Source organism: Neoroseomonas oryzicola (assembly GCF_012163135.1).
GTDB classification, from domain to species: domain Bacteria; phylum Pseudomonadota; class Alphaproteobacteria; order Acetobacterales; family Acetobacteraceae; genus Neoroseomonas; species Neoroseomonas oryzicola.
This window is the reverse complement of the sequence record NZ_JAAVUP010000002.1, coordinates 603,111-628,004: the sequence shown is the minus strand read 5'-3', so window position 1 is coordinate 628,004 and position 24,894 is coordinate 603,111. Positions and strand designations below refer to the sequence as shown.

Annotated in this window: 25 protein-coding genes and 2 tRNA genes; 4 read left to right on the top strand and 23 right to left on the bottom strand. The window is 70.8% G+C overall.

What is annotated here, in order from left to right; translation table 11 throughout:
- Window positions 1-20: 20 nt before the first annotated feature.
- The 3 genes from GWK15_RS09575 to GWK15_RS09565 are packed head-to-tail and all read right to left on the bottom strand — an operon-like array spanning window position 21 to window position 3,246.
- Window positions 21-1,238, bottom strand: a complete 1,218-nt coding sequence (locus GWK15_RS09575; protein WP_168041054.1) for an MFS transporter — start codon at window positions 1,236-1,238, stop codon at window positions 21-23.
- Entirely contained in the window at window positions 1,235-2,359 is a 1,125-nt protein-coding gene (locus tag GWK15_RS09570; protein WP_168041053.1) for an alpha-hydroxy acid oxidase, read from the bottom strand. Before GWK15_RS09570 ends, GWK15_RS09575 begins: the two co-directional genes overlap by 4 nt.
- 17 nt (window positions 2,360-2,376) lie before the next feature.
- On the bottom strand, window positions 2,377-3,246 hold the full coding sequence (locus GWK15_RS09565; RefSeq protein WP_168041052.1) for an isocitrate lyase/PEP mutase family protein: 870 nt from the start codon (window positions 3,244-3,246) through the stop codon (window positions 2,377-2,379).
- A gap of 87 nt (window positions 3,247-3,333) precedes the next feature.
- Between GWK15_RS09565 and GWK15_RS09560 the strand changes: the two genes are divergently transcribed.
- Window positions 3,334-4,725, top strand: coding sequence for a M20/M25/M40 family metallo-hydrolase (locus tag GWK15_RS09560; RefSeq protein ID WP_168041051.1), 1,392 nt, complete (start codon window positions 3,334-3,336; stop codon window positions 4,723-4,725).
- Between the two features lie 9 nt (window positions 4,726-4,734).
- Here the strand turns inward: GWK15_RS09560 and GWK15_RS09555 are convergent, their stop codons facing one another.
- Genes GWK15_RS09555 through otsB form a run of 3 tightly spaced genes read right to left on the bottom strand, consistent with a single transcriptional unit; the run spans window position 4,735 to window position 8,616 of the window.
- Window positions 4,735-6,099: a trehalose-6-phosphate synthase gene (locus GWK15_RS09555; protein WP_168041050.1), complete on the bottom strand. Its 1,365-nt coding sequence runs from the start codon at window positions 6,097-6,099 to the stop codon at window positions 4,735-4,737.
- Window positions 6,084-7,880 (bottom strand): glycoside hydrolase family 15 protein, encoded by a 1,797-nt coding sequence (locus GWK15_RS09550; RefSeq protein ID WP_168041049.1) that lies wholly within the window; start codon window positions 7,878-7,880, stop codon window positions 6,084-6,086. The genes GWK15_RS09555 and GWK15_RS09550 overlap by 16 nt, the downstream gene beginning before the upstream one ends.
- Entirely contained in the window at window positions 7,867-8,616 is a 750-nt protein-coding gene (otsB, locus tag GWK15_RS09545; protein ID WP_168041048.1) for a trehalose-phosphatase, read from the bottom strand. The genes GWK15_RS09550 and otsB overlap by 14 nt, the downstream gene beginning before the upstream one ends.
- A gap of 98 nt (window positions 8,617-8,714) precedes the next feature.
- Between otsB and GWK15_RS09540 the strand changes: the two genes are divergently transcribed.
- Complete coding sequence (locus GWK15_RS09540; protein ID WP_168041047.1) at window positions 8,715-9,155, top strand: methyltransferase domain-containing protein; 441 nt, start codon at window positions 8,715-8,717, stop codon at window positions 9,153-9,155.
- 639 nt (window positions 9,156-9,794) lie between these two features.
- Here the strand turns inward: GWK15_RS09540 and GWK15_RS09535 are convergent.
- From GWK15_RS09535 to ffh, 10 genes are all read right to left on the bottom strand, one after another.
- Window positions 9,795-9,871, bottom strand: a tRNA-Arg gene (locus tag GWK15_RS09535).
- Between the two features lie 26 nt (window positions 9,872-9,897).
- Window positions 9,898-9,974: transfer RNA gene (locus tag GWK15_RS09530), tRNA-Arg, on the bottom strand.
- Window positions 9,975-10,053: 79 nt separating this feature from the next.
- Window positions 10,054-11,169, bottom strand: a complete 1,116-nt coding sequence (leuB, locus tag GWK15_RS09525; protein WP_168041046.1) for a 3-isopropylmalate dehydrogenase — start codon at window positions 11,167-11,169, stop codon at window positions 10,054-10,056.
- Window positions 11,170-11,236: 67 nt separating this feature from the next.
- Window positions 11,237-11,848 carry a 3-isopropylmalate dehydratase small subunit gene (gene leuD / locus GWK15_RS09520; protein WP_168041045.1) on the bottom strand — a complete coding sequence of 204 codons (612 nt, stop codon included), beginning with the start codon at window positions 11,846-11,848 and terminating at the stop codon, window positions 11,237-11,239.
- 1 nt (window position 11,849) lies between these two features.
- The gene (leuC, locus tag GWK15_RS09515) at window positions 11,850-13,280 is read right to left on the bottom strand and encodes a 3-isopropylmalate dehydratase large subunit (RefSeq protein ID WP_168041044.1); all 1,431 of its coding nucleotides are present in this window, start codon (window positions 13,278-13,280) and stop codon (window positions 11,850-11,852) included.
- Between the two features lie 60 nt (window positions 13,281-13,340).
- Window positions 13,341-13,748 (bottom strand): 50S ribosomal protein L19, encoded by a 408-nt coding sequence (gene rplS, locus GWK15_RS09510; RefSeq protein ID WP_168041043.1) that lies wholly within the window; start codon window positions 13,746-13,748, stop codon window positions 13,341-13,343.
- A gap of 25 nt (window positions 13,749-13,773) precedes the next feature.
- Window positions 13,774-14,514: a tRNA (guanosine(37)-N1)-methyltransferase TrmD gene (gene trmD, locus GWK15_RS09505; protein ID WP_168041042.1), complete on the bottom strand. Its 741-nt coding sequence runs from the start codon at window positions 14,512-14,514 to the stop codon at window positions 13,774-13,776.
- On the bottom strand, window positions 14,511-15,014 hold the full coding sequence (gene rimM / locus GWK15_RS09500) for a ribosome maturation factor RimM (RefSeq protein ID WP_209442147.1): 504 nt from the start codon (window positions 15,012-15,014) through the stop codon (window positions 14,511-14,513). The genes trmD and rimM overlap by 4 nt, the downstream gene beginning before the upstream one ends.
- 45 nt (window positions 15,015-15,059) lie before the next feature.
- The gene (gene rpsP, locus GWK15_RS09495) at window positions 15,060-15,395 is read right to left on the bottom strand and encodes a 30S ribosomal protein S16 (RefSeq protein WP_168041040.1); all 336 of its coding nucleotides are present in this window, start codon (window positions 15,393-15,395) and stop codon (window positions 15,060-15,062) included.
- Window positions 15,396-15,418: 23 nt separating this feature from the next.
- Window positions 15,419-16,804, bottom strand: a complete 1,386-nt coding sequence (gene ffh / locus GWK15_RS09490) for a signal recognition particle protein (RefSeq protein ID WP_168041039.1) — start codon at window positions 16,802-16,804, stop codon at window positions 15,419-15,421.
- Window positions 16,805-17,156: 352 nt separating this feature from the next.
- On the opposite strand from ffh, the gene GWK15_RS09485 reads away from it, so the two are divergent.
- The gene (locus GWK15_RS09485) at window positions 17,157-17,552 is read left to right on the top strand and encodes a DUF1801 domain-containing protein (RefSeq protein ID WP_245211513.1); all 396 of its coding nucleotides are present in this window, start codon (window positions 17,157-17,159) and stop codon (window positions 17,550-17,552) included.
- 27 nt (window positions 17,553-17,579) lie between these two features.
- Here the strand turns inward: GWK15_RS09485 and infC are convergent, their stop codons facing one another.
- The 4 genes from infC to GWK15_RS09465 form a co-directional block, all read right to left on the bottom strand.
- On the bottom strand, window positions 17,580-18,107 hold the full coding sequence (gene infC, locus GWK15_RS09480) for a translation initiation factor IF-3 (RefSeq protein ID WP_168041037.1): 528 nt from the start codon (window positions 18,105-18,107) through the stop codon (window positions 17,580-17,582).
- Between the two features lie 68 nt (window positions 18,108-18,175).
- Complete coding sequence (gene thrS / locus GWK15_RS09475) at window positions 18,176-20,119, bottom strand: threonine--tRNA ligase (protein WP_168041036.1); 1,944 nt, start codon at window positions 20,117-20,119, stop codon at window positions 18,176-18,178.
- A gap of 61 nt (window positions 20,120-20,180) precedes the next feature.
- Window positions 20,181-21,086: a glycosyltransferase family 9 protein gene (locus GWK15_RS09470; protein WP_209442104.1), complete on the bottom strand. Its 906-nt coding sequence runs from the start codon at window positions 21,084-21,086 to the stop codon at window positions 20,181-20,183.
- Complete coding sequence (locus GWK15_RS09465) at window positions 21,086-22,222, bottom strand: glycosyltransferase family 4 protein (protein WP_338147221.1); 1,137 nt, start codon at window positions 22,220-22,222, stop codon at window positions 21,086-21,088. The genes GWK15_RS09470 and GWK15_RS09465 overlap by 1 nt, the downstream gene beginning before the upstream one ends.
- 63 nt (window positions 22,223-22,285) lie before the next feature.
- Between GWK15_RS09465 and GWK15_RS25860 the strand changes: the two genes are divergently transcribed.
- The gene (locus GWK15_RS25860; protein WP_245211512.1) at window positions 22,286-22,609 is read left to right on the top strand and encodes a multidrug DMT transporter permease; all 324 of its coding nucleotides are present in this window, start codon (window positions 22,286-22,288) and stop codon (window positions 22,607-22,609) included.
- A 146-nt stretch (window positions 22,610-22,755) separates the two neighbouring features.
- On the opposite strand, the gene GWK15_RS09460 is transcribed toward GWK15_RS25860, so the two are convergent.
- From GWK15_RS09460 to GWK15_RS09450, 3 genes are read right to left on the bottom strand one after another with little or no spacing between them, the layout of a single operon-like run.
- Entirely contained in the window at window positions 22,756-23,550 is a 795-nt protein-coding gene (locus GWK15_RS09460; RefSeq protein ID WP_168041033.1) for an N-acyl homoserine lactonase family protein, read from the bottom strand.
- A complete protein-coding gene (locus GWK15_RS09455) occupies window positions 23,547-24,455 on the bottom strand; it encodes an NAD(P)-dependent oxidoreductase (protein WP_168041032.1) in 909 nt (302 codons plus the stop codon). Before GWK15_RS09455 ends, GWK15_RS09460 begins: the two co-directional genes overlap by 4 nt.
- Window positions 24,455-24,853: a carboxymuconolactone decarboxylase family protein gene (locus GWK15_RS09450; protein ID WP_168041031.1), complete on the bottom strand. Its 399-nt coding sequence runs from the start codon at window positions 24,851-24,853 to the stop codon at window positions 24,455-24,457. The genes GWK15_RS09455 and GWK15_RS09450 overlap by 1 nt, the downstream gene beginning before the upstream one ends.
- Between the last annotated feature and the right edge of the window lie 41 nt (window positions 24,854-24,894).

Sequence of the window (24,894 nt, the reverse complement as noted above, 5' to 3'; positions counted from 1 at the left end):
TCACCGCCAGCAGGGAAGTGTTAACCCCTGTCGCGCGCCAGCAGGGTCACAAGGCCGAGCGCGGCGAGGCCCGCCACCGCCATGCCGGTGATGGCGTCCTGCGGCCCGAAGGCGTCCGCCAGCGCACCGACCGCCAGCACGCCCAGCGGCCCCATGCCGATACAGGTCGTGGTGAGGCCGAGGACGCGGGAACGCGCCTCGATCGGCGCATGCATGATGACGAGGCCGGTCTGCAGGCTGGCGAAGGCCGCCGTGCCGGCGCCGCCCAGCATCAGCAGAAGCGCCGCGACCGGCAGGGTCGGCGCCCGCACGGCGAAGACCAGCAGCACCAGGAAGGCGGCCGAGCCCAGCGCGAGCGCCGCCCCGCCCGGCGGCGCCCCGCGCCGCAGCGCGAGCGCGAGGCCCGAGAGCAGCGCGCCGAACGGCTCGGCCGCCGCCAGCAGGCCGATCTGCGCGGGGCTCGCCGCGAAGGCGATGGCGCCGAAGGCCGGCAGGATCGACTGGTAGGAGAACCCGAACACGTTCATCGCGATGGTGACGCCGAGGACCAGCCGCAGCACCGGCATCCGCCGCGCGATGCGCGCCGCTTCCGCCACCTCCGCGGCCAGGCGCCGCGGCACCAGGCGCCGCCGTTCCTGTTCGTGCCGCACGCCGGAAACAAGGATGAAGGCCGCGACATAGAGCACCGAGGCGATCAGATAGGCCGTGGTGACGCCGAAGGTCTGGTAGAAGATGCCGCCCGCCAGCGGCCCGACCATGCGCGTGGTGCTGCCCGTCATGGTGTCGAAGGCGACGGCCTGCACGATGCGGTGCGGCCCGGCCGCCTCGGCCACCATGCGCCGGCGCGTCGCGAGCTCGTTGGTCCAGACGAGGCCGCCCAGCATGCCGTTGGCAAACAGGTGCCACAGCGCGAGGGACCCGCTCGCGGCCAGCGCCGCGACGACCATCGCACCGACAGCAGTCGCCGCCTGGCCCGCCATCAGCAGCTTCTTGCGGTCGAGGCTTTCCGCCAGCGCCCCGGACAGCGCGCCGGCCGTGAGCATCGGCAGCGCGCGCGACATCAGCACGAGGGAGACGGCGAAGGCCGAGCGCGTCAGCTCATAGGCGAAGAGCCCGCTGACGAGCATCTCCACCCAGCGCATCGAGTTGGTCAGGCCGCCCGCCGCCCAGAGGCGGACGAAGGCCGCGTCCGCGAGCAGGTCGCGGACGGGACTTCGCTCCGGTCCGGGCGGGCTCAATACCCGGAATCGTCCAGGCGCAGCAGCGGGAAGGCGCTGTGGACATGCGGCAGGTTGGTCGGCATCGCCGCATGCACGAAGCCCGCGCCGAGCTGCGCGATGGAGGTCACGCCAAGCAGGCCGAGGCAGGAGCGGATCTCGTTCTCCAGGATCTCGAGCATCCGGACCACGCCGGCGGCGCCATCGGCCGCGAGGGCGTAGCAATACAGGCGCCCGAGCCCGACGCATTCGGCGCCGAGGCAGAGCGCCTTCACGACGTCGGTCCCGCGCGAGAAGCCGCCATCGACCCAGACCTTCGCGCGACCGCCGACGGCCGAGACGACCTCCGGCAGCACCTCGATCGACCCGCGCCCGGCATCGAGCTGGCGGCCGCCGTGGTTCGAGACATAGACGACCTCGACGCCATGCTCGCAGGCGATCATCGCGTCCTCGCCGGTCGCGATGCCCTTGAGGATGAGCTTGAGGTCGGGATGGGCATCCTTGATGCGCTTCACGTCGTCCCAGTTCAGCGCGGCCTGGTAGCGCTGCGCTTCCCCAGTCGCCGTGGCGCGCCACGGCTTGGCGAAGCGGCGGGCGATGTCGCGCTCGCGCCGCGAATAGATCGCGGTGTCGACCGTGAGGCAGAAGGCATCGTAGCCGTTGCCGACCGCGCGCCGGATGCTGTCCTCGATCGAGGCGGCGTCGCCGCGCACATAGAGCTGGTAGATCTTCATCCCCGGCGTCGCCGCCGCGACCTCCTCGAGCCCCGGCTTGGAGACGGAGGAGAGCATGATCGGCACGCCGAAGCCCGAGGCCCCCTCGCCCGCCGTCACCGCGCCATTCGCGCCGACCGCCATGAATTCGAGCCCGCCGACCGGGGCGAGGAAGACCGGCAGCCGCACCGCCTTGCCGAGGATCGTCGAGCTGGTGTCGATCTGCGACACGTCGCGCAGCACGCGCGGGCGGAAGGCGAGCGCGTCGATGCCCATGCGGTTGCGGCGCATGGTGGTCTCGGTCTCGGTCGCGCCGACCAGGTAGTCCCAGAGATTCGCGTCGAGGCGATTCTTCGCCGCGCGCACGAATTCATGCAGGACCAGGTACTTGTCCTGCAGCATGGCGAGGGTGTCGGGATCGACGGGCATGGCGGTCTCGTCCGGTCTCAGAGGAAGTCGCGGGTCCAGGCGGCGTAGTCGGCCTCGCGCGTCACCTGCTTCATCAGCGCGGGCGGCGCGATGCCCTGCAGGTCGGACGGCGGGGTGCCGTCGCGCAGCGCCTTCAGCGTGGCATGGATGGCGGCGACGGCGGCGGCGAAGGGCTGGTGGCCCTGCAGCGCCACGCGCACGCCATGGGCGGCGAGCCGCGCCTTGTCGGCCATCTTGGGCGGCGTGCCGCCCAGGATGATCGGCAGCCCGCCCGCGACGGCCTGGATCGCGGCGAGCTGTTCCCAGTCGTTCACGCCGGTGAAGAACAGCGCATCGGCGCCGCAGGTCGCATAGGCCTTGGCGCGGCGCACCGCCTCATCCAGCCCGACCAGGTTCAGCGCGCTGGTGCGGGCGACGACGACGAGGCCCTTGTCCTCCCGCGCCGCCACCGCCGCGCGCATCTTGCCCAGCCCCGCTTCCAGGCTCAGCAGGCCCGGCTCCGCGACGCCGTGGCCTCGCGGCAGGTCGGTGTCCTCGATGGTCAGGGCGGCGATCCCTGCCGTCTCCAGTTCCTCCACCGTGCGCATCACGTTCAGCGCGTTGCCGTAGCCATGGTCGGCATCGACCAGCAGCGGCGGGGCGCCGCCGCGGCAGATGCGCCGCGCCTGGTCGGCGAACTCGGACAGCGTCAGGACGATGATGTCGGGCGCGCCGAGCACCGTGAGCGATGCGACGGAACCGGCGAACATCGCTGCCTCGAAGCCGAGGTCGGCGGCGATCCGCCCGGCGATGGGATCGTGCACGGAAGCGGGGTGGATGCAGGCATTCCCCGCCAGGATCGCGCGAATGGCCGCGCGGCGCTCGGCCGTGCTCGGTGGACGTCCCATCCCGGTTCCCTCGGATTTGTCGGCCGGCACTCTGCAACCCTCCGCCCGCCCGGTCTAGGCTGGCCCGGCGCAGTCGAGGGATGCAGCATGAGCGAAGCGGTGGCCGAGGCGCTGGTGGCGCGCAAGGACGAGATCCTGGAGCGGCTGAAGGCGCTGCTGCGCCTGCCCAGCGTCAGCACGGACCCGGCCTATGCCGAGGGGATGAAGGCGACGCGGGAGTTCCTGCTGGCCCGCCTGAAGGAAGCGGGGCTGACCGACGTCCGGCTGCTGGACGGCGGCGGCCAGCCGGCGGTGACCGGCGCCTGGATGGGCGCGCCCGGCAAGCCGACGCTGATCGTCTACGGCCATTACGACGTGCAGCCGCCCGATCCGCTGAACCTGTGGACCAGCCCGCCCTTCGAGCCGACCATCCGCGACGGGCGGCTCTATGCCCGCGGCGCCTCGGACGTGAAGGGATCGACGCTGATCGCGGTCGAGACGGTCGCGGCCTTCATCGCGGCCGGCGGGTGCCCGGTGAACATCCGCTTCTTCCTCGAAGGCGAGGAGGAGATCGGCAGCCCCTCCCTGCTCACGCTCATCGAGCGGAACCGGGACGCGCTGGTGGCCGATGCCGTGCTGTCCGCCGATGGCGGGCGGGCGAGCACGACCCTGCCCACGGTCAATGTCGGGTCGCGCGGGCTGACCAAGCTGGAAGTCACCCTGCGCACGGCGTCGAAGGACATGCATTCCGGCCGCTACGGCGGGGCGGTGCGCAACGCGAACCATGAACTGGCGAAGCTGATCGCCGGGCTGCACGACGAGGCGGGCCGCATCAATGTGCCGGGATTCTTCGACGACCTGGCGCCGATCGGCCTGCGGGAACGCGCGGATGCCGCCGCGCTCGCGATGAAGGCGGCCGAGTTCTACGGCGACATCGGCGCCGTGCCCTATGGCGACCCCGCGCTTGGCCTGCGGGAACGCATCACGCTGATGCCGACCATCGAGGTGAACGGGATGTGGGGCGGCTACACCGGCGCCGGGAGCAAGACGGTGCTGCCCTGCGAGGCCCATGCGAAGTTCACCATGCGCCTCGGGCCCGGGCAGGACCCCGCGCGGGTGCAGAAGGTGCTGCGCGACCACCTGCTGGCCAAGGCGCCCGCGGGGGTGACGCTGGAATTCCTCGACCAGGATGCCGGCTCGCCCGCCTTCACCCTGCGCGAAGGCCATCCGCTGCTGGTCGCGGCCGAGCGCGTGATCGAGACGACCACCGGCCGTGCCCCCGTCCGCGCGCGCATCGGCGGCACCCTGCCGATCACCGCGATCTTCCAGGAGACGCTCGGCCTCGACACGCTGATGTTCGGCTACGCCATGCCGGATGAGGACGTGCACGCGCCCAACGAGTTCTTCCGGCTGTCCTCGCTCGAGGAAGGGCTGCGCGGCTGGCCGCTGCTGCTGACCGAACTCGGCAAGGTGACGCCGGAGGCGCTGCGCGGGCGCTGAACGCCGCCCTCAGGCCGCCAGCGCGTCCACGAAGACGTTGCAGTAGCGCGCGGCGGTCACGTCGAACACTGCGCGCCGCAGCGCCGCGTGGCGCGCCTGGCGTTCCTCGAGAGGCATCTCGAGCGCGGCCTGCATCGCCTCGGCAATCTCGTCGGGATCGTAGGGATTGACGAGGACGGCCTGGTCGAATTCCTCCGCCGCGCCGGCGAAGCGCGAGAGGATCAGCACGCCTGGATCGGCCGGGTCCTGGGCCGCGACGAATTCCTTCGCCACCAGGTTCATCCCGTCGCGCAGCGGCGTCACCAGTCCGATGCGCGCGATGCGGAACAGGCCGGCGAGCTTGGTGCGTTCGACCGTCTGCGTCATGTAGCGCAGCGGCACCCAGTCGAACTGGGAGAAGCGGCCGTTGATGTCGCCCGCCAGCCGGTCGAGCTCGCGCCGCAGTGCCTGGTATTCCTCGACATCCTCGCGCGATCGCGCGGCGATCTGCAGCAGGGAGACGCGGCGCTGCTGCTGCGGAAAGCGGTCGAGCAACCGGGCGAAGCCCTCGAAGCGGTTGGGCAGGCCCTTGGAATAGTCGAGCCGCTCGGCGCTGATCGCGAGTGCGCGGCCCGCGAGGCTGTCCTTCATGCGCTGGATGTAGGCGGTGCCGGTCGACCGCGCGGCGATGCGCGAAAACCCCGCGGCGTCGATGCCGATCGGGTCGGCGATGGCGCGCACGCGGCGGCCGTCGGTCACCACCTCGTCGCCATCCACCGCGAAGCCGCTGAAGCGATGCGCGCAGTCGAGGAAGTCGGCGAGATGCGTCTGGGTCTGGAACCCCACCACGTCATAGGCGCACAGGGCCTGCAGCAGTTCCCGCGCCGGGGGCAGTGCCTCGAGCACCGAGGGCGGCACGAAGGGGATGTGCAGGAAGAAGCCGATCCGCCCCGTGAAGCCGCGCGCCCGCAGCGCCGCCGCGAGCGGGATCAAGTGGTAGTCGTGCACCCAGATCATGTCGTCCTCGCGCAGCATCGGCAGCAGCACCTCGGCGAAGGCGGCATTGACCGCGAGGTAGCCCTCGAAATCCTCCCGCCGGTAGCGCATCAGCCCGAGGCGGAAATGCAGCAGCGGCCACAGCGAGGAATTGGCGAAGCCGACATAGAAGCGGTCGTAGTCCTCAGCGCCGAGGTCGACGGTGGCGTAGGTCACGCCCTGCCCTTCCGCCATGCGCGGCTTCGAGGAGGTCCTTTCGGTCACGCGGCCGGACCAGCCGAACCACAGCGTGCCGGGGGCGACGAAGGACTGCAGCGCGACCGCGAGGCCGCCCGCGCTCGCCGCCCCCCGCGCGCGCGGCGGCGGCACGCGGTTCGAGACGATCACGAGGCGCGCCACAGGCCTTCCTCCCATGTCCGGGACAGGCGCATGGCCGACAGGATCAGCCCCACCTGCGAGTAGGTCTGCGGGAAATTGCCCCACAGCGCGCCGGTCGCCGGGTGCACGTCCTCCGACAGCAGGCCGACATGGTTGCGCCAGGACAGGGCGCGTTCGAACAGCGCGCGCGCCTCCTCCTTCCGGCCGATGCGGGCGAGGGTGTCGATGTACCAGAAGGTGCAGACCAGGAAGCCGACCTCGGGCGTGCCGAAATCGTCCTCATGGTCGTAGCGCAGCACGATGCCGCCGCGGACCAGGCGCTTCTCCAGTTCCGCGACGGTGCGCAGGAAGAGCGGGTCGGTCGCGCGGATCAGGCCGAATTCCGGCAGCAGGAAGGTCGAGGCATCGGCGATCGGCGTGCCGTCCAGCGCGCCCGACAGCCAGCCCTCGCCGGGCACCGTTGCGGCGGCGAGGATGCGCGCGCGCAGATCCCCCGCGCGGCGGTCCCAGTCGCGCGCCTCGGCGGCGAGGCCGAGATGCTCCGCGATGGCGCCGAGGCGGTCGAGCGCCGCCCAGCACATCGCCGCCGAATGGGTATGCGGCAGGGCGCGGCCGCGATACTCCCACAGCCCCGCATCGGGGGCGAAGGCGGCGCGCTCCGCCTGGTCGCCCAGGATCGCGAGTTGCCGGTAGAGCGCGATGTCGCCCACGCGCGACAGGCGCTGGTCGTGGAACATCTGCGCGGCGGTCATGACGATGGCGCCGTAGCCGTCGTTCTGCACCTGGCTGACCGCGGCATTGCCGATGCGCACCGGCCCGTCGCCGCGGAAGCCCGGCAGGGCGGCGGCGATGCGTTCCTCGACCCGGGTGCCGGGCGCGATCGGGAACAGCGGCGGGATCGGCCCGGCCGAACCGTCGGGCACCGCATCCATGATGAAGCGCATGAAGCCTTCCATGGTGCGGGTCGCGTTCAGCCGGTTGAGTGCGCCGACGGTGAAAAAGGAATCGCGCAGCCAGGAGAAGCGATAGTCCCAGCAGCGGCCGCTGCCCGGCGCCTCGGGGATGGAGGTGGTCAGCGCCGCGACGATGCCGCCGGTATCCTCGTAGGAACAGAGCTTCAGCGTGACCGCGGCGCGGATCACCGCATCCTGCCAGTCGAAGGGCAGGTTCAGCCCGCGCACCCAGTCGAGCCAATAGGCCTCGGTCTCCGCGAGCGTCATGCGGGCGACGGTGTCCGGCGCCTCGGGCAGGCTCTCGTCGGCACCGAGGATCAGGCTGACGGGCCGGTCGAGGCCGAATTCCGCTTCCTCGGTGACGTAGGAGATCGGCGCATCGGTCGTCAGTCGCAGCACCGTCTCGGCGCCGACATAGCGGATGTGGTTGCTGCCGATGCTGGTCCGCCCCGGATCGGCGCCATGGTCGAAGGAGGGCCGGATGCGCAGTCGGATCCGCGGCCGGCCCGAGACGGGCTCGATCCTGCGGACGATCATCGGCGGGCGATAGATGCGGCCGAAGCGGCGGAAGCGCGGCGCGAGGTCGATGACGCGCAGCGCCGCGCCGGCCTCGTCGGTCAGCAGCGTCTCGACCACCGCGGTGTTGCGACGGTAGCGCTGGGACGCCTGCGCCTGGCCGCGCAGCAGCACGTCCATGAAGCCGCGCGCGGGGTCGGCGCCGCCGAGCAAGGCATTGAACACCGGCTCGCCATCGAGGCGCGGGAAGCAGAACCACTCCTGCCGCGCGGTGGCCGAGACCAGCGCGGCGACGGCGCAATTGCCGATCACGGCGTAATCAAGATTGGGCAAGGGGCGCCTCCGTCATGCGTGCATCCGCAGCACGGGCGAGCCAGGCCCGGACCTCGGCCGGGTCGCCGGCGAAGTCGCGCCCGACATGCAGGCCGAAGCCGCCGCGGCGGCGGGCCTCGGCCATGCCGTCCTCGTCGGTGACGTCGTCGCCGACGAAGACCGGGCGGCGGCCGCGAAAGGGGGGGGCCGCCATCAGCGCGGCGACGGCGCGCGCCTTGGTCGCGACGCGGGGGCGGATCTCGAAGGCCATGTGCGCGGGCAGGAGTTCGAAGTCGCGCGCGGCCTCGGCGGCCAGGGCCGCCATCGCCGCGCGCGCCGCAGCGGCGTGGTCCGGCGCGGCGCGGTAATGCAGCGCGAGGCCATGCGGCTTGCATTCCAGCAGCAGGCCGGGCCGCGTCGCGGCGAAGGCCTCGAGCGCCCTGGCCCAATGCGGCGGCGGCGCCGGCACCGCGCCGGGTTCCCCAAGCCGCCCTGCCGCGTCGCGCAGTTCCGCCCCATGGCCGAAGCCGCCTGGCAGCGTCAGGGGGGCAAGGAGCGCATCCACGGTCGCCCGCGCCCGGCCGCTGACCACGGCGAGCGCCCCGCCGAGCCTGGCGGCGGCGCCGGCAAGGGCCCCTGTCAGTCCGGCCGGCACCACCACGGCGTCGGGCCTGGGCGCGATGTCGAGAAGGGTGCCGTCAAGATCGAGGAAGAGCGCCCAGCCGGCCTCGATCTCGGGAACACCGAGGGAAGTCATTCTCCGGACATGGGATCGATCACGCCGAATTACACCCCTGTAACGCCGCGTGATGATCTGTAGGCTGATGCCCCGTCGACTGTGCGGGGGAGTGTGACGTGACTTCCGACCTGTCACCGCGACTCGCGACGATTGTCGCGGCGCTGCCGCTGCGGCGGGGAATTCGTGTGATCGAGATCGGCTGCGGCCCGGGGGCCGCCGCGCGGGCCATCGCGCGGCGTATCGGGGATGGGCATGTGCTCGCCATCGATCGGTCGCCGCGCGCGATCGCCCAGGCGCAGTCCGCCTGCGCGGTGGAGATCGCGGCCGGGTTGCTGTCGCTGCGCGAAGCGGCGGTAGAGGACTTCACCCTCGCGCCCGGGGAGGCGCCCTACGACCTTGCCCTGGCTGTCCGCGTCGGCGCGCTGGACGGCCGCCATCCGGAGGCCGGCCGCCGTGCCCTGCCGCGCATCGCCGCGGCGCTGGCGCCCGGCGGGCGGCTCTTCATCGACGGCGGGGCGCCCTTGCGGGAGGTCTCCCTGGCCGCATGGCGGGCGTGAGGTCTTTCATTCCGGGACCAGAATTCCCGCCAAAGTTTTTCGACGATGGTATTTTACAACTCATGCGTGCATGCTTAATATCGAAATCCGGCCGGGCCTGGCGACAGGGCAGGAACGCTCCCCGGCCGAGGCGCGCGAAGGTCCAGACCACCGCCGCGCGAGCCCCGACAGCCGAGCCAGGCGGCGGCGGGGCACCATGGCTTCTCGCATCCCATCGAGTCGCGGCAGCGCCGGCGGGATGCGCTTGTCCTGTGCCGACGGCTGCCTGATCCCGCTGCCGGCTGCGAAGCTTGCGACATTGTGGCGCTGTTCGCCCCAGGTGACGGCAATCCACCAAGCCAGACGAACCGCGCATGTCGTCGATCGCGTCCTCGGCGCAGCCCGCACCCCGTTTCCAGGCGGATGGCGCGCAAGCCGCGCTGCGGGGCACCTGCGCCACGGGATTTCGCGGCGGCGGCCAAGCGCGTGAGGGAGAGGCGGTGGGACCTGTCCTGGGCCGAATGCCCGAGGAAGCACGAAACGCCAAGGCTGATCCGCGCACGCAGCCGAAGGATGGGGAGAAACCGTTCTTCGAGGAATCGCGCCTAGCGACAGGCAGCTTCGTCGAGTTGGGCGATGTCCGACGTCATGACGGCGGTCTGGCGCGCCCGGGAAGATTCGAACTCCCAACCCCCAGATCCGTAGTCTGGTGCTCTGTCCAGTTGAGCTACGGGCGCAGCCCGCGCGGCGGTGATGGGAGGAATGGCGCGCCCGAAAGGATTCGAACCTCTGACCCCCAGATTCGTAGTCTGGTGCTCTATCCAGCTGAGCTACGGGCGCCCTTGCCGCCACCGCGGCGAGGCGGCGGAAATAGCGGAGGCGGCGGTGGGGCGCAACCCCTCCGCCGCCTGAAATCACGTCACGCCGAAAGCTTGTCGAGTTCGCGCACCACGGCCTCGCCCATCACGGAGGTCCCGACGCGCGCCATGCCGGGCTGCATGATGTCCGCCGTGCGCAGCCCGCCGGCCAGGACCTTGCCCACCGCGGTCTCGAGCAGCAGCGCATCCTCCTCCATGCCGAAGGACCAGCGCAGCAGCATCGCGAAGGAGAGAACCTGCGCGAGCGGATTCGCCACACCCTTGCCAGCGATGTCGGGCGCCGAGCCGTGGATCGGCTCATAGAGCGCATGGCGCTTGCCGGTGGTCGGGTCGACCGCGCCGAGCGTCGCCGAGGGCAGCATGCCGAGCGAGCCCGTCAGCGCCGCCGCCAGGTCCGACAGCACGTCACCGAACAGGTTGTTGCCGAGGATGACGTCGAACTGCTTCGGCCGGCTGCACAGCTGCATGGCACAGTTGTCGGCGTACATGTTCTCGAGCTGGACGTCGGGGTATTCGGCCTTGTGGACCTCGCCCACCACGGCACGCCACAGGCGGCCGGACTGCATGACGTTCGCCTTCTCGACCGAGGTCACCTTGTTGCGGCGCTTGCGCGCCAGGTCGAAGGCGACGCGCGCGACGCGGGCGATTTCGTCCTCGTGGTAGACGTCGGTGTCGAAGCCGCGGCGCTTGCCGTCGGGCAGCGTCTCGACGCCGCGCGGCTCGCCGAAATAGACGCCGCCCGTCGATTCGCGCACGACCATGATGTCGACGCCGCGCACGATCTCAGGCTTCAGCGAGGAGGCCTCGACCAGCGGATCCATCACCAGCGCCGGGCGCAGGTTGGCGAACAGGCCGAGATCCTTGCGCAGGCGCAGGATGCCGAGCTCGGGGCGCTGCTCGAAGGGCAGGCTGTCCCACTTCGGCCCGCCGACCGAGCCGAACAGCACGGCATCCGCCGCCTTGGCCTTGGCCACCGTCTCGTCCGAGCAGGGCGTGCCCAGCGCGTCGATCGAGGCGCCGCCGACGATGCCTTCGTCGATGTCGAAGGAAACCATGCGGCGGCGGTCCATCCAGTCGATGACGCGGCGGACTTCGCGCATCACCTCGGGGCCGATTCCGTCGCCGGGCAGGATGAGGAGCTTCTTGTTGGAGGGCATGTCTCGGGGCGTCTCCTGGAAGTCTCGGGAGGCGCCCCGGGAGGGCACCACCCGGGTGTGAATCAGGTCAGGCGTAGAGCCAGGGTTGCGCGGCCTTCTGCTTCGCCTCGAAGCTGTCGATGGCGGGCGCGTGCTGCATGGTCTGGCCGATGTCGTCGAGGCCATTGAGCAGCAGGTGGCGGCGCAGCGGGTCGATCTTGAACGGGATCTCCTCCCCGTTCGGGCGCACCACCACCTCGCGCTCGAGGTCGACGGTGACGCGGGCATTCGCCCCCAGCTTCGCGTCTTCCATCAGCTGCGCGCAGACCTCCTTCGGAAGCCGCACCGGCAGGACGCCGTTCTTGAAGCAGTTGTTGTGGAAGATGTCGGCGAAGTCCGGCGCGATGACGCAGCGGATGCCGAAGTCGAGCAGCGCCCAGGGGGCATGCTCGCGCGAGGAGCCGCAGCCGAAATTCTCGAAGGCGATGAGGATCTCGGCCTTGCGGTACGGCTCCTGGTTCAGGACGAAGTCGGGGTTCTCCGAGCCGTCTTCCTTGTAACGGAAGTTGGCAAAGAGGTTCTTCCCGAAGCCGAGGCGCGAGATCGACTTGAGGAAGCGCGCCGGGATGATCTGGTCGGTGTCGACATTCGCCTTGGGCAGCGGGGCGGCGATGCCGGTCAGCGTCGTGAAGGCCTGCATGTCACACGGTCTCCTTCGGCTGATAGTCGCGCACATCGGCGAGGTGCCCGGCCACCGCGGCGGCCGCGGCCATCGCCGGGGAGAGCAGGTGCGTGCGCCCGCCCGGGCCCTGCCGCCCTTCGAAGTTGCGGTTGGACGTGCTGGCCGAACGCTGGCCCGGCGTCAGCTTGTCCGGGTTCATGCCGAGGCACATGGAGCACCCCGCCTCGCGCCACTCGAAGCCCGCTTCCTTCAGGATCCGATCGAGGCCTTCCTGTTCCGCCTGCTTCTTCACCAGGCCCGAGCCCGGCACGACCATGGCGCGCACGCCATCGGCGACCCTGCGGCCGCGGGCGATGGCCGCGGCGGCGCGGATGTCCTCGATGCGCGAATTGGTGCAGGAGCCGATGAAGACGACATCGACCTTGAGGTCCTGCAGTCGCTGGCCGGGCGTGAGGCCCATGTACTGGACCATGCGCTCCATCTGCGCGCGCTTCGCCTCGTCGGCGACCTCGGCCGGGTTCGGCACCACGCCGGTGATCGGCAGCACCGCCTCGGGGTTGGTGCCCCAGGTGACCTGCGGAGCGATCTCATGCGCGTTGAGGCGGAGCTCGGTGTCGAAATGCGCCCCGGCGTCGGAGGGCAGCGTCTTCCACCATTCCATCGCGCGCTTCAGCGCATCGCCCTTCGGGCCGTTCGGCGTCTTCGCGATGTAGTCGTAGGTGGTCTGGTCCGGGGCCACCATGCCAGCGCGGGCGCCGCCCTCGATCGACATGTTGCAGACCGTCATGCGGCCCGCCATGTCGAGCGCGCGGATCGCGTCGCCGGCATACTCGATGACGTGGCCGGTGCCACCCGCCGTGCCGATCCGCCCGATGATGGCCAGCACGATGTCCTTGCCCGAGCAGCCGAAGGCGAGGTTGCCGTCCACGCTGATGCGCATGTTCTTCGCCGGCTTCTGCAGCAGCGTCTGGGTGGCGAGCACGTGCTCGACCTCCGAAGTGCCGATGCCGAAGGCGAGCGCGCCCATCGCGCCATGCGTCGAGGTGTGGCTGTCCCCGCAGACGATCGTCATGCCCGGCAGCGAGCGGCCGAGCTCCGGCCCGATCACGTGCACGATGCCCTGCCGCTCATCGAGCAGCGGGATCAGCGGCATGCCGAACTCGGCGGCGTTCTTCTCGAGGGTGGCGACCTGCAGCGCGCTCTCGGGGTCGACGATGCCCGTGTAGCGGGATTCGTCGGTCGCGATGTTGTGGTCGATCACGCCGAGCGTCGCCTCGGGGCGACGGATCTTGCGGCCAGCCGCCCGCAGGCCGTCGAAGGCCTGCGGCGTCGTCACTTCATGGGTAAGGTGAAGGTCGATGTAGAGCAGTGCCGTGCCGTCCGGGAGCGTGTCCACCACATGGGCGTCCCAGATCTTGTCGAACAAAGTGCGCGGCTTCTGCGCTGACATCGTTTTCTCCCGAAAGTGCAGTCCAGGACGCCGCGCGCATCGCGGCGCCCCTTGAGGTCGTCAGGCTTCCGCGGCGGCGGCGGCGGCCTTGGGCGCCGCGTCGGCCTTGTTGCCCAGCTTCTCGGCGATGCGCGCCGACTTACCGGTGCGGCCACGCAGGTAGTACAGCTTCGCGCGGCGCACCTTGCCGCGGCGGACCACCTGGATCTCGGCCACGTTCGGGGAATAGAGCGGGAACACGCGCTCCACGCCCTCGCCGTAGGAGAGCTTGCGCACCGTGAAGTTGCTCTGCAGGCCCTTGTTGGAACGCGCGATCACCACGCCTTCGTAGGCCTGAGTGCGGACGCGCTCGCCTTCCTGCACCTTCACCATGACGCGGACGGTATCGCCCGGGGCGAAGTCCGGCGTGGCGCGGGCGGCGGTGAGGCGAGACAGCTGCTCGGCCTCGAACTGCTCCAGAAGGTTCATCTTCGTGGTCCTTTCCTAAGTCCGTTTAGGCGGCGGCGGGGTGGCCGTCCATGCCCCCTGCCCCGCGTTGTTTCGCTTCGTGCCGTGCCCACAGGTCGGGCCGGCGCTCCTTGGTGATCCGCTCGCTCTCCGCCCGCCGCCAGCGGGCGATCTCCGCATGGTGGCCGGAGAGCAGCACGTCCGGGATGGTCCGCCCCTGCCATTCGGCGGGGCGGGTGTAGTGGGGGTATTCCAGCAGCCCCTCGGCGCCGTGGCTTTCCTCCGCCGCGCTGTCCGCCGCGCCCATGACGCCCGGCAGCAGCCGGACGCAGGCGTCAAGCAGCACGAGGGCCGCCGTCTCGCCCCCGCTCAGCACGTAGTCGCCGATCGAGACCTCGACCATGCCGCGCGCCTCGATGACGCGCTGGTCGATGCCTTCGTAGCGGCCGCAGAGCAGGACGCAGCCAGGCCCCTCGGCGAGCGAGCGGACCATCGCCTGGTCCAGCAGCCGCCCGCGCGGGGTCAGGTAGATCAGCGGCCGGGCGTCGCCCGCGGGCATGACGCCCGCGATGGCGGCGTCCAGCACGTCCGGGCGCATCACCATCCCCGCCCCGCCGCCGGCCGGCGTGTCGTCCACCGTGCGGTGGCGGTCGGTGGCGGCGGCGCGGATGTCGTGCGCCTCCAGCGACCACTTGCCGTCGCGCAGCGCGCGGCCGGCGAGCGACAGGCCGAGCGGCCCCGGGAACATCTCCGGGAAAAGCGTGAGGATGGAGGTGCGCCAGGTCATGCCGCGTGCTCCTCCCCGGCCTCGGGACGGACGATGATCTCCCCCGGCGGCACCACGGTGACGCGACCGCCGGCGACATCGACCACCGGCACCACGGCCTTCGTGAAGGGCAGCAGGTGCTCGCGCCCCGCGCCGTCCACGATCAGGAAGGGGCCGGCGCCGTGGTCTTCCACCGCGCGCACCGTGCCAAGCCTCTCCCCGCCCTCCGTCACGGCCGCGAGGCCGATCAGGTCGGTCAGGTAGAATTCCTCCTCCTCCGTCGCCGGCAGCCGGTCGCGCTCGACAAAGAGCTTCGTCCCGGTCAGGCGCTGCGCCGCGTCGCGGTCGGCCACGCCCTCGATGGCGGCGATGTCGCCGCCCTTGAGCGTGATCGCGAAGCGCCGCGTGCCGGAGGCATCGGTCAGCGGGGAATAGGCGGCGATGGCGGCCGGGTCCTCGGTGAAGGCGCGCAGGCGCACGAGACCGCGCACGCCATGCGGCCTGCCGATCTCCCCCACCATCACGCGCTTCACCGCCACGTCACGTCACCCGGTTCGCGGAACGCGTCAGCCCGCCGCGGCGGCCGCGGCGCGCTCCTGCGCCTTCTTCTTCGGCGCGGCCTGCTTCGGCTGCTCGCGGAAGGCCGGCATCGGCGCGAGGCCGGCCTTGCCCAGGAACTTCGCGACGCGATCGGTCGCCACCGCACCCTGGCCGAGCCAGTGGGTGATGCGCTCGTCCTTCAGGCGGACGCGCTCGGCGTGCTCGGCCGGCAGCATCGGGTTGTAGGAGCCCACGGCCTCGATGAAGCGGCCATCGCGCGGCGAACGGCTGTCGGCCACCACGATGTGGTAGTAGGGGCGCTTCTTCGCACCGGCGCGGGCAAGGCGGATCTTGAGGCCCATAGAGGCTTCCTTTCGTCAGGTCTTCAGAAGGGTCGTCGGTTTCCGGCCCCGGGGAGGAGCGCGGCGAGCCCGCCACGCATCAGCCCCTTCTGGCCGAGCTTGTTCATCCGCTTCATCATCACGGACATGTCGTCGAACTGCTTGAGCAGCTTGTTCACTTCCTGAACCGAAGTGCCCGAGCCGGCGGCGATGCGCTTCTTGCGCGACGCCTTGATCAGGTCCGGCGCGCGGCGCTCGCGCGGCGTCATGGAACTGATGATCGCCGCCTGGCGCTTCAGGATCGAGGTGTCGAGATTGGCGTCGTTGAGCTGCTGCTTGATCTTGCCCACGCCCGGCAGCATCCCGAGGATGCCCTGCAGGCTGCCCATCTTGCCGATCTGCTTCAGCTGGGACGCGTAGTCCTCCAGCGTGAACTGGCCCTTCTGCATCCGGGCCGCGAGCTTCTCGGCCTCTTCCTGGTCGATCGTCGCCGCCGCCTTCTCGACGAGCGAGACGATGTCGCCCATGCCGAGGATGCGGGACGCGATGCGGTCCGGATGGAAATCCTCGAGCGCATCGAGCTTCTCGCCCGCGCCCAGCAGCTTGATCGGCGCGCCCGTGACGGCGCGCATGGACAGGGCCGCACCGCCACGCGCATCGCCGTCGATGCGCGTCATGACGATGCCGGTCACACCCACCTTCTCGTGGAAGGCCTTGGCGGTGTTCACCGCGTCCTGGCCGGTCATGGCGTCCACGACGAGCAGCGTCTCGTGCGGGTTGGTGGCGAGCTTGACCTGCGCCACCTCCTCCATCAGCGCCTCGTCGATCGCGAGGCGGCCGGCGGTGTCGAGCACCACCACGTCGTAGAGCTCGCGCCGCGCCACATCCATCGCGCGCGCGGCGATCTGGATCGGTGTCTGGCCCGGCACGATCGGGAGCGAGGTGACCTCGGCCTGCTGCGCCAGCGTCTGCAGCTGCAGCTGCGCCGCCGGGCGATGCACGTCGAGCGAGGCGAGCAGCACCTTCTTCTTCTCGCGCGTGCGCAGGCGCAGCGCGATCTTGCCCGAGGTCGTGGTCTTGCCCGAGCCCTGCAGGCCGACCATCAGGATCGGCACCGGCGACGGCGCGTTCAGGTCGATGCCGCGCTTGCCGTCATCGGACGCGCCGCCGCCCAGCGCTTCGACCAGCGCGTCGTTGACGACCTTGATGACCTGCTGCGCGGGCGAGACGGAGCGCAGGACTTCCTGCCCGACGGCGCGCTCGCGGACCTTGTTGACCAGGTCGCGGACCACCGGCAGCGCGACGTCGGCTTCCAGCAGCGCCACGCGGACCTCGCGCAGCGCTTCCGTGACGTCGGCCTCCGACAGCGCGCCGCGGCGGCGCAGCCGGTCGAAGACCCCGTTCAGCTTGCTGGACAATGCCTCGAACATCGGGCGGTCCGCTCAGTCCTTCACACGCGTTGCGGCCGCCCCAAAAGGCTTTGCGCCGCTGCGCGAGCCTTCGCGGAGCGGCGGAGCCCAGCCCATAGGGGGCCGGACCGGCGGTTCGGGGCGAACCGGGGAGAGCGGCGTTTAGGGCCGGGACAGGGCGGGGTCAAGCGGAACCGGAGGGGCGCCGCCCCTCCGGACCACCCCGCCAAAGGCCGAAGGGCCTTTGGGAACCATGATTTGGCATCCGGAAGAGGCAGGCAGCCCGGCCGGCCCGGGACCGGGAAGACACGAGCGCACCGCACGCCCATATGGCCGGGGGCAACCGCCGCCATTGCGGAAGGATGAACCGACCTTGGCCAATGGCCCCCGCGATGACACTGCCTCCCGGCAGATCGACCAGCGGATCAAGGACCTCGCCGACTGGCGCGGCGAGACCCTCGCCCACATCCGCGCCCTGATCCACGCGGCGGACCCCGAGGTGACCGAGACATGGAAATGGCGCGGCGTGCCGGTCTGGGAACACGCCGGCATCATCTGCACCGGCGAGACCTACAAGGCCGTCGTGAAGCTGACCTTCGCCAAGGGCGCGGCGCTCGACGACCCGGCCGGCGTGTTCAACGCCAGCCTGGAGGGCAATACCCGTCGCGCCATCGACATTCGCGAGGGAGAGGCGATCGACGAAACCGCCTTCACGGCCCTGATCCGCGCCGCGGTGGCGCTGAACGCGGCCCGGAAGCCGCGCCGCTGAAGGGGGAGGACCGCCCTCCCCACTCTGCTACTTCGGCGCCAGCACCATGATCATCTGGCGGTTCTCGAGCCGCGGGAACTGCTCGACCTTCGTCGTCTCGGCCAGTTCCGTCCGGATCCGGTCCAGCACCTTCACGCCCAGATCCTGGTGCGCCATCTCGCGGCCACGGAAGCGAAGGGTCACCTTCACCTTGTCGCCTTCCGAGATGAAGGTCTTCATCTGGCGCATCTTCACATCGTAGTCGTGGTCGTCGATGTTCGGACGGACCTTGATTTCCTTGATCTCGACGACCTTCTGCTTCTTCCGCGCCTCGTTCGCCTTCTTCTGCTGCTCGTACTTGTACTTGCCGTAGTCGAGGATCTTGCAGACAGGCGGCACCGCGTTGGGCGAGATCTCGACCAGGTCCAGGCCGACGTCATAGGCGCGGATCAGCGCCTCGCGGGCGGTCATCACGCCCTGCATCTCGCCGTGCTGGTCGATCAGGCGCACCTGCGGGACGCGGATATCGTCGTTGATGCGCGGGCCGTCGCGGGTCGGGGCCTGGGCGGCGGGCATGGGGGCTCGGGCTATGGTCGTCTCCTGTGGAAGTGACGGACAGATTTGGGGCGTTTATGGATCGGCGGTCACGCCGCTGCAACCGTCAGATCGGGGGGCGTGGCCTCGGCCGCAAGGCGGGCCACCGCCTCGGCGAGCGGCAGGGTCTCCTGCTCGCGGCCCGGCAGGCGGCGCAGCACGACATTGCCTTCCTCGGCCTCGCGCCGGCCGACGACGGCCAGGACCGGCACGCGCTGGTCGATATGGTCGACGATCTTGCGGTTGATCTTCTCGTTCCGCAGGTCGAGCGAAACGGCGACGCCGGCCTTCTGCAAGGCGGCCGCCACCTGCCGCGCGTAGTCGTCGGCATCCGAGACGATGGTGGTCACCACCACCTGCACCGGGGCGAGCCAGAGCGGGAAGCGGCCGGCATGCTGCTCGATCAGGATGCCGAGGAAGCGCTCGAAGGACCCCAGGATGGCGCGGTGCAGCATGACCGGGCGCTTGCGGGTGCCGTCCTCGGCCACGTACTCGGCGTCCAGCCGCTCCGGCAGGACGAAGTCGACCTGCAGGGTGCCGCACTGCCAGTCGCGGCCGATCGCGTCGCGCAGGACGAATTCCAGCTTCGGGCCATAGAAGGCACCCTCCCCCGGGTTCAGCGTGTATTCCACGCCGGCGATCCGGCAGGCCTCGCGCAGCGCGCCCTCGGCCTGGTCCCAGACCTCGTCCGACCCGGCGCGCTTGGCCGGGCGGTCGGAGAACTTCACGCGGAATTCGGCGAAGCCCAGGTCGCGATAGATGGACGACAGCAACTCGACGAAGCGCACGGTCTCGTCGGCGATCTGGTCTTCCGAGCAGAAGATGTGCGCGTCGTCCTGGGTGAAGGCCCGCACGCGCATGATGCCGTGCAACGCGCCGGACGGCTCGTAGCGGTGGCAGGCGCCGAACTCGGCCATGCGCAGCGGCAGTTCGCGGTAGGACCGCAGGCCCTGGTTGAAGATCTGCACGTGGCAGGGGCAGTTCATCGGCTTCAGCGCGAGGACGCGGTCCTTCTCGCCCTCGTCCTCCACCGTCGCGATGAACATGTTCTCGCGGAACTTCTCCCAGTGGCCCGAGGCCTCCCAGAGCTTCCGGTCCACCAGCTGCGGGGTCTTCACCTCCTGGTAGTCGGCGGCATCGAGGCGGCGGCGCATATAGGCCTCGACGGTGCGATAGAGCCGCCAGCCCTTGGGGTGCCAGAAGACGCTGCCGACGGCCTCTTCCTGGAGATGGAACAGGCCCATCTCCTTGCCGATCCTGCGATGGTCGCGCTTCTCCGCCTCCTCGATCTGATGGAGGTAGGCGTCGAGCTCCTTCTGGTCGCGCCAGGCGGTGCCGTAGATGCGCGAGAGCATCGCGTTGCGGTGGTCGCCGCGCCAATAGGCGCCGGCCACCTTCATCAGCTTGAAGGCGGTGCCGACATCGCCGGTGCCGCGCATGTGCGGGCCGCGGCAGAGATCGATCCAGTCGCCCTGCTTGTACAGGGTGATGGTCTCGCCCTGGGGCAGCGCCTCGATCAGTTCGACCTTGTAGCGCTCGCCCTTCTCCGAGAAGAGCGCGATGGCCTCGTGCCGGGTGGTGACGATGCGCTCGAAGCCGGCATTGCGCGCGACGATCTGGCGCATCTTCGCCTCGATCGCCCCGAAATCCTCCGGGGTGAAGGGCTCGTTGCGGGCGAAGTCGTAATAGAAGCCGTTCTCGATCGCCGGGCCGATCGTGACCTGGGTGCCGGGGAACAGCTCCTGCACGGCTTCCGCCAGCACATGGGCGGCGTCGTGGCGGATCAGCTCGAGCGCCTCGGGGTCCTTGCGGGTGATGAAGCGCACCGCCGCGTCGGACTCGATGGTCCGCGCCAGGTCCTGGGTCGCGCCGTCCACCTGCATGGCGAGCGCGGCCTTGGCTAGGCCCGGCCCGATGGCGGCCGCGACCTGCGTGCCCGTCACCGGCCCATCGAAGGACCGGACGGAACCATCGGGCAGGGTGATCGCGGGCATCGGGAAGGCATCTCCTTGGGTGAAAAACGGGCGCGGACCATGGGCACCGCGCCCTTCCGGGTCAAGTCAGGCGGGCCAGTTCCGCCGCCACCTGGGCCGTTTCCAGGCCCGCGAGGGGCACATGGCGCAGGAAGGTGGCCCGCGGGCCACGGGGGGCGCAGAGCGCGGGGTCGCTGTCCTCCCCGAACAAGGCGAGGGTCGGGCAGCCGCAAGCCGCGATCAGATGGGTGGGCCCGGTATCGTTGCCAACACAGAACGCCGCGCGGCGCGCGAGGGCCGCGATGTCGGCGAAGCCGGTCTTGCCCGTCAGGTCCACCGCCGAGGGCGCGGCCGCGAGGATGGTCGCCGCCAGCGGCGCCTCGACCGGCCCGCCGATCACCACAGCCGGGATGCCGAAGCCGTCCGCCAGCGCGCCGAAGCGTTCCGCCGGCCAGCGCTTGGCTGGCCGGCCCGGCGAGGCCCCCGGCACCACCAGCGCGAAGCGCTCGGGCAGGCCGAAGCGGGCGATGTCGGCATCGAGCCAGGACAGGTCCGGTTCCGGGAAGTCCCTGATGCCGGCCATCTCCAACTGGTCCCGCTGGCGCTCCACCGTGTGGATGAAGTCCCGGTTGCGGTTCGCGTGGGGATGGGAGGCGCCGCGCGCGATCCCGGACCACTCCGCCCGGGTGCCGACCATCAGCCGGTAGCGGGAGGACCGCGCCGAGGTCTGCAAATCATAGACGCGGTCGAAGCGCGCCGCGCGCAGCCGGCGCGTCAGGCGCAGCACGGCCGGGATGTCGGTCCAGGACGGCCGCCCGTCCTCCCACACCTCGTCGAACCAGGGGGCCATGCGCGCGAGCGGCGCATAGGGCCTGGTCGTCAGCAGGGTGATGCGCGCACCGGGATGATGCGCACGGATCGCCGCGAAGGGGCCGAAGGCCTGCGCGAAATCCCCGAGCGCCCCGAGCTTGATGACCAGGATCCGCATCACAGGAGTTCCCGGTAGACCGCGAGCGTCGCCGCGGCCATGCGCGCCGTGGTGCAGCGGGCGAGCACGGCCGCCCGCGCCCGCGCGCCCATGGCGGCGCGCTCGTCTGCCGGCATCGCCAGCACGCGGGTGAGCGCCGCGGCGAGCGCCGCCGGATCGCCGGGCGGGACGCGGAAGCCGGTGACGCCGTCCTCCACCGTCTCGCGCGGGCCGCCGAGGTCGCTCGCAACCACCACGCGCTCCATGGCCTGCGCCTCGATCACCGTGCGGCCGAATGCCTCTGCATCCGTCGACGCATGCACCATCACATCGGCCAGCAGCAGCGCCGCCGGCATGTCGGCGCCGTGGCCGACCAGGCGCACGCGATCGCGCAGGTCAAGCGCGGCGATGCGCGCCTCGAGTTCCTCGCGAAAGGCGGCCTTGGCGCCGAAATCGCCGACCAGCAGCGCGACGGCATCCCCGGGCAGGCGCGCCATGGCCTCGACCAGCACGCCCTGTCCCTTCCAGCGCGTGATGCGCCCGGGAAGCATGACGACCGGCCGGTCCTGCGGCACGGCCCAGGCGGCGCGCAGGGCGGCGACGCGGTCCGCCGCGACGCGGGAGGGATCGAACAGGCGTTCGTCGATGCCGCGCAGGATCACCCGCAGCCGGTCGGCCGGGACGTGGTGGCGGTCCCGCACGATGCCGGCGATGAACTCGCTGATGGCGATGACGCGGTCGCCGCGCGCCATGACGGAGTTGTAGAGCCGCTTGCCCGGGAAGCCCTCGTTGTAGGTGCCGTGGTAGGTGGTGACGAAGCGCGCGCCGGTGCGCCGCGCGGCGATCAGCGCCGACCAGGCCGGGGCGCGGGACCGGGCATGCAGGATGCCGATCCCCTCGGCCCGCACCAGTTCGGCGAGCGCGCCGGCATTGCGCCAGATTCCGGCCGGCGACTTCGTATCCAGGGGCAGCGTCACGTGCCGCGCGCCCAGTGCCTCGAGCGGGGCGACCATCTGGCCGCCGGCCGAGGCGACGAAGGCCCGGAAGCCGGCGGCGACCAGCGCCTCCGCGATCTCGAGCGTGCCGCGCTCCACCCCGCCCGAGACGAGGCTCGGCAGGACCTGCAGGACGGCGGGGGGTGCGGGGGAAGTGTTCACGGGCGGTCGGGCGACGGGCCGGCGGGTCTTGCGCCGAACCCGGCGCTGACGCAAGTGAGCGCCATGTCCGTCTATTTCCTCTCGATGATGCTGCTTTCCGCCGGCAGCTTCATTCACAGCCGCTGCGAGGCGCCGGAGATGCGCCCCGCCTCGGCCGGGGCGGACATGACCTGGCGCTGGGTGGCGCGCGCGGCGCTGGTCATGTGGATCGCCCTGATCATCTGGGGCTTCCGGGAATTGCACTGGTCGCAGCCGCTGGCCGCGGTGATGGCCTCGCTCGGCGTCAATGCGCTGGTCGCGATGCGGGGCCCGATGCGGACCTGGCCGGGCCTGTCGCTGATGCTGTGCGCCACCGGGCTCGTGGCCGGGTCGACCGTCTTCTTCTGAAGCCCTGCCACTGAAGCCCGAACCTGCGGCCCGCAGGGCCGAGGCCGCGAAGGCGGCCCGCGGCGAGTGCCGCGAAGCCAAGCCGCGCGGATGCGCGGCGCCCGACGTCTGAGGGGCACGAAGGCAAAGCCTTCGTGCGCACCCCATCAACCGATCGGCGGGAGGTGCAGGGCGACGACCTCGCGGTCCGGCCCGTCCACCGCCGGGAACTTGTCCCGCACCTTGGGGTCGTGGCCGGGGATGACGCGGCTGTCGTCCCCGCCCGCCAGTTTCTTCGCCGTGCGCCACCCCGCCGCCATGGCGCCGAGGTCGAAGATGATCGGGAAGGGATTCCCGCTCAACGCATTGGCGTAGAAGTGCATCGCGTCCGAGGCGAGCACTACCGGCCCGCGCGCCGTCTCGACGCGGACCATCTGCAGCCCGTCCGAATGGCCGCCGACGCGGTGGACCGTCACACCCGGGGCGACCTCGGCATCGCCGTCGTGGAATTCCACGCGGTCGGCATAGACGGCGCGGACCATGGAGACGACGTGGTCGGCCTCGAAGGGCATGCGGATCGCGTGGACGCACATGTGCCGGCCGACGGCGAAGTGCATCTCGCGTTCCTGGAGATGGAAGCGCGCCTTGGGGAAGATGCCGAGGCTGCCGGCATGGTCGTAGTGCAGGTGCGTGATGATCACGTCCTGCACCTTGGCCGGGTCGGTGCCCATGGCCGTCAGGCAGTCGGCGACCGAGCGCGACAGCTTGCGCCCGCGCTTCGTGGCCAATTCGGCGTCGAAGCCGGTGTCGACCACGATCTCCCGGCCGCCTGGCCCGCGCAGCAGCCACACGAAGTAGTCGAGCGGCATCGCCTCATGCGGGTCGGCCAGCGGCAGCAGGTGGTTGGTCTGCGCCGTGCGATCGTGCCGCCCGTAGCGGATGGCGTAGGCTTCCCAGGTCATTTCTCGACGTTCCCCCCAAGCACCGTGCCGGACATCTGCTCGGACAGCTTGGCGACGGCGGTGTGATCCGCACCGGGCCCGAGCAGCGCGGCGGCCGAGGCCCACATCTCGCGGCACAGCGCCGCGAAGGGCGTGGGCGTCGTCGTCTCGCGGCCCACTTCCAGCGCGATCGACAGGTCCTTGACCATCAGGTCGAGCCCGAAGCCCGCGTCGAAGCGCCGCGACAGCACGTATTCCTTGAACTTCTTCTGGGTCGAGTTGTTCATCCCCGTGCTGGCGTTCAGCACGTCGACCATCTTCGCCGGGTCGAGGCCGAAGCGCTGTCCGATCAGCAGCGCCTCGATGCCGATCAGGTAGCCGCCGGCGGAGACCAGGTTGTTCAGGGCCTTCATCGCCTGCCCCGCGCCGATCGGCCCGCAGCGGTGGATGGAGGTGCCCATCGCCCTCAGCACCGGATCGGCACGGTCGAGGTCGGCCTCATCGCCGCCCGCCATGATGGCGAGCTGCCCGGTCTTGGCGCGCGGCACGCCGCCCGAGACCGGGCAGTCGATCATCGCGACGCCGTGCCCGGCGAGCATGCACGCGATCTCCCGCGTGCGGCCCGGCTGGCCCGAGGTCATGTCGATGACGAGCGTGCCCTTGGCCAGGGCCGGGAGCAGCGCGTCCACCGCCTCGGCCACCTGCTTGGACGTCGGCACGATGGTGATGACGCAGTCGGCACCCTTCGCGGCCTCGGCGGGGCTCGCCGCGGCCTTGCCGCCGGTCTCGGCGGCGAAGGCGTCCGCGCGGCCAGGCACCACGTCGGCGACCGTGACCTCGAAGCCCGCCTTCACCAGGTTGGCCGCCATCGGCCAACCCATGTTCCCGATGCCGAGGAAGGCGACGCGCTTGATCGGCGCGGCCATCACTTCTTCCCCGGCAGCGCGCCTTCGGCCACCAGAACCTCATGCGCCGCCTTGAAGGCGTCGAGGCCGGCGGGGATACCGCAATAGGCGGTGGCGTGCAGCAGCGTCGCCTTGATCTCGTCGACCGTGATGCCGTTGTTGAGCGCGCCCTTCACGTGCAGCTTCACCTCCGGGATCTTCCCCAGCGCGGTCAGCATCGCGAGGTTCAGCAGCGAGCGCGTCTTGCGGTCCAGCGTCGGGTCGCCCCAGGCCCAGCCCCAGGCCCAGGCGGTCGTCGCGCGCTGGAAGGCCATCATGAAGTCGTCGGCCTTCGCCATCGAGGCATCGACGTATTCCGCACCCAGCACGGCGCGGCGGATCGGCAGGCCCTTGTCGAACAGGGCGGCATCGTCGGACATCTTGCGTCCCTCCCTCGGGGAATTGGTGAGGGCGGCACGCT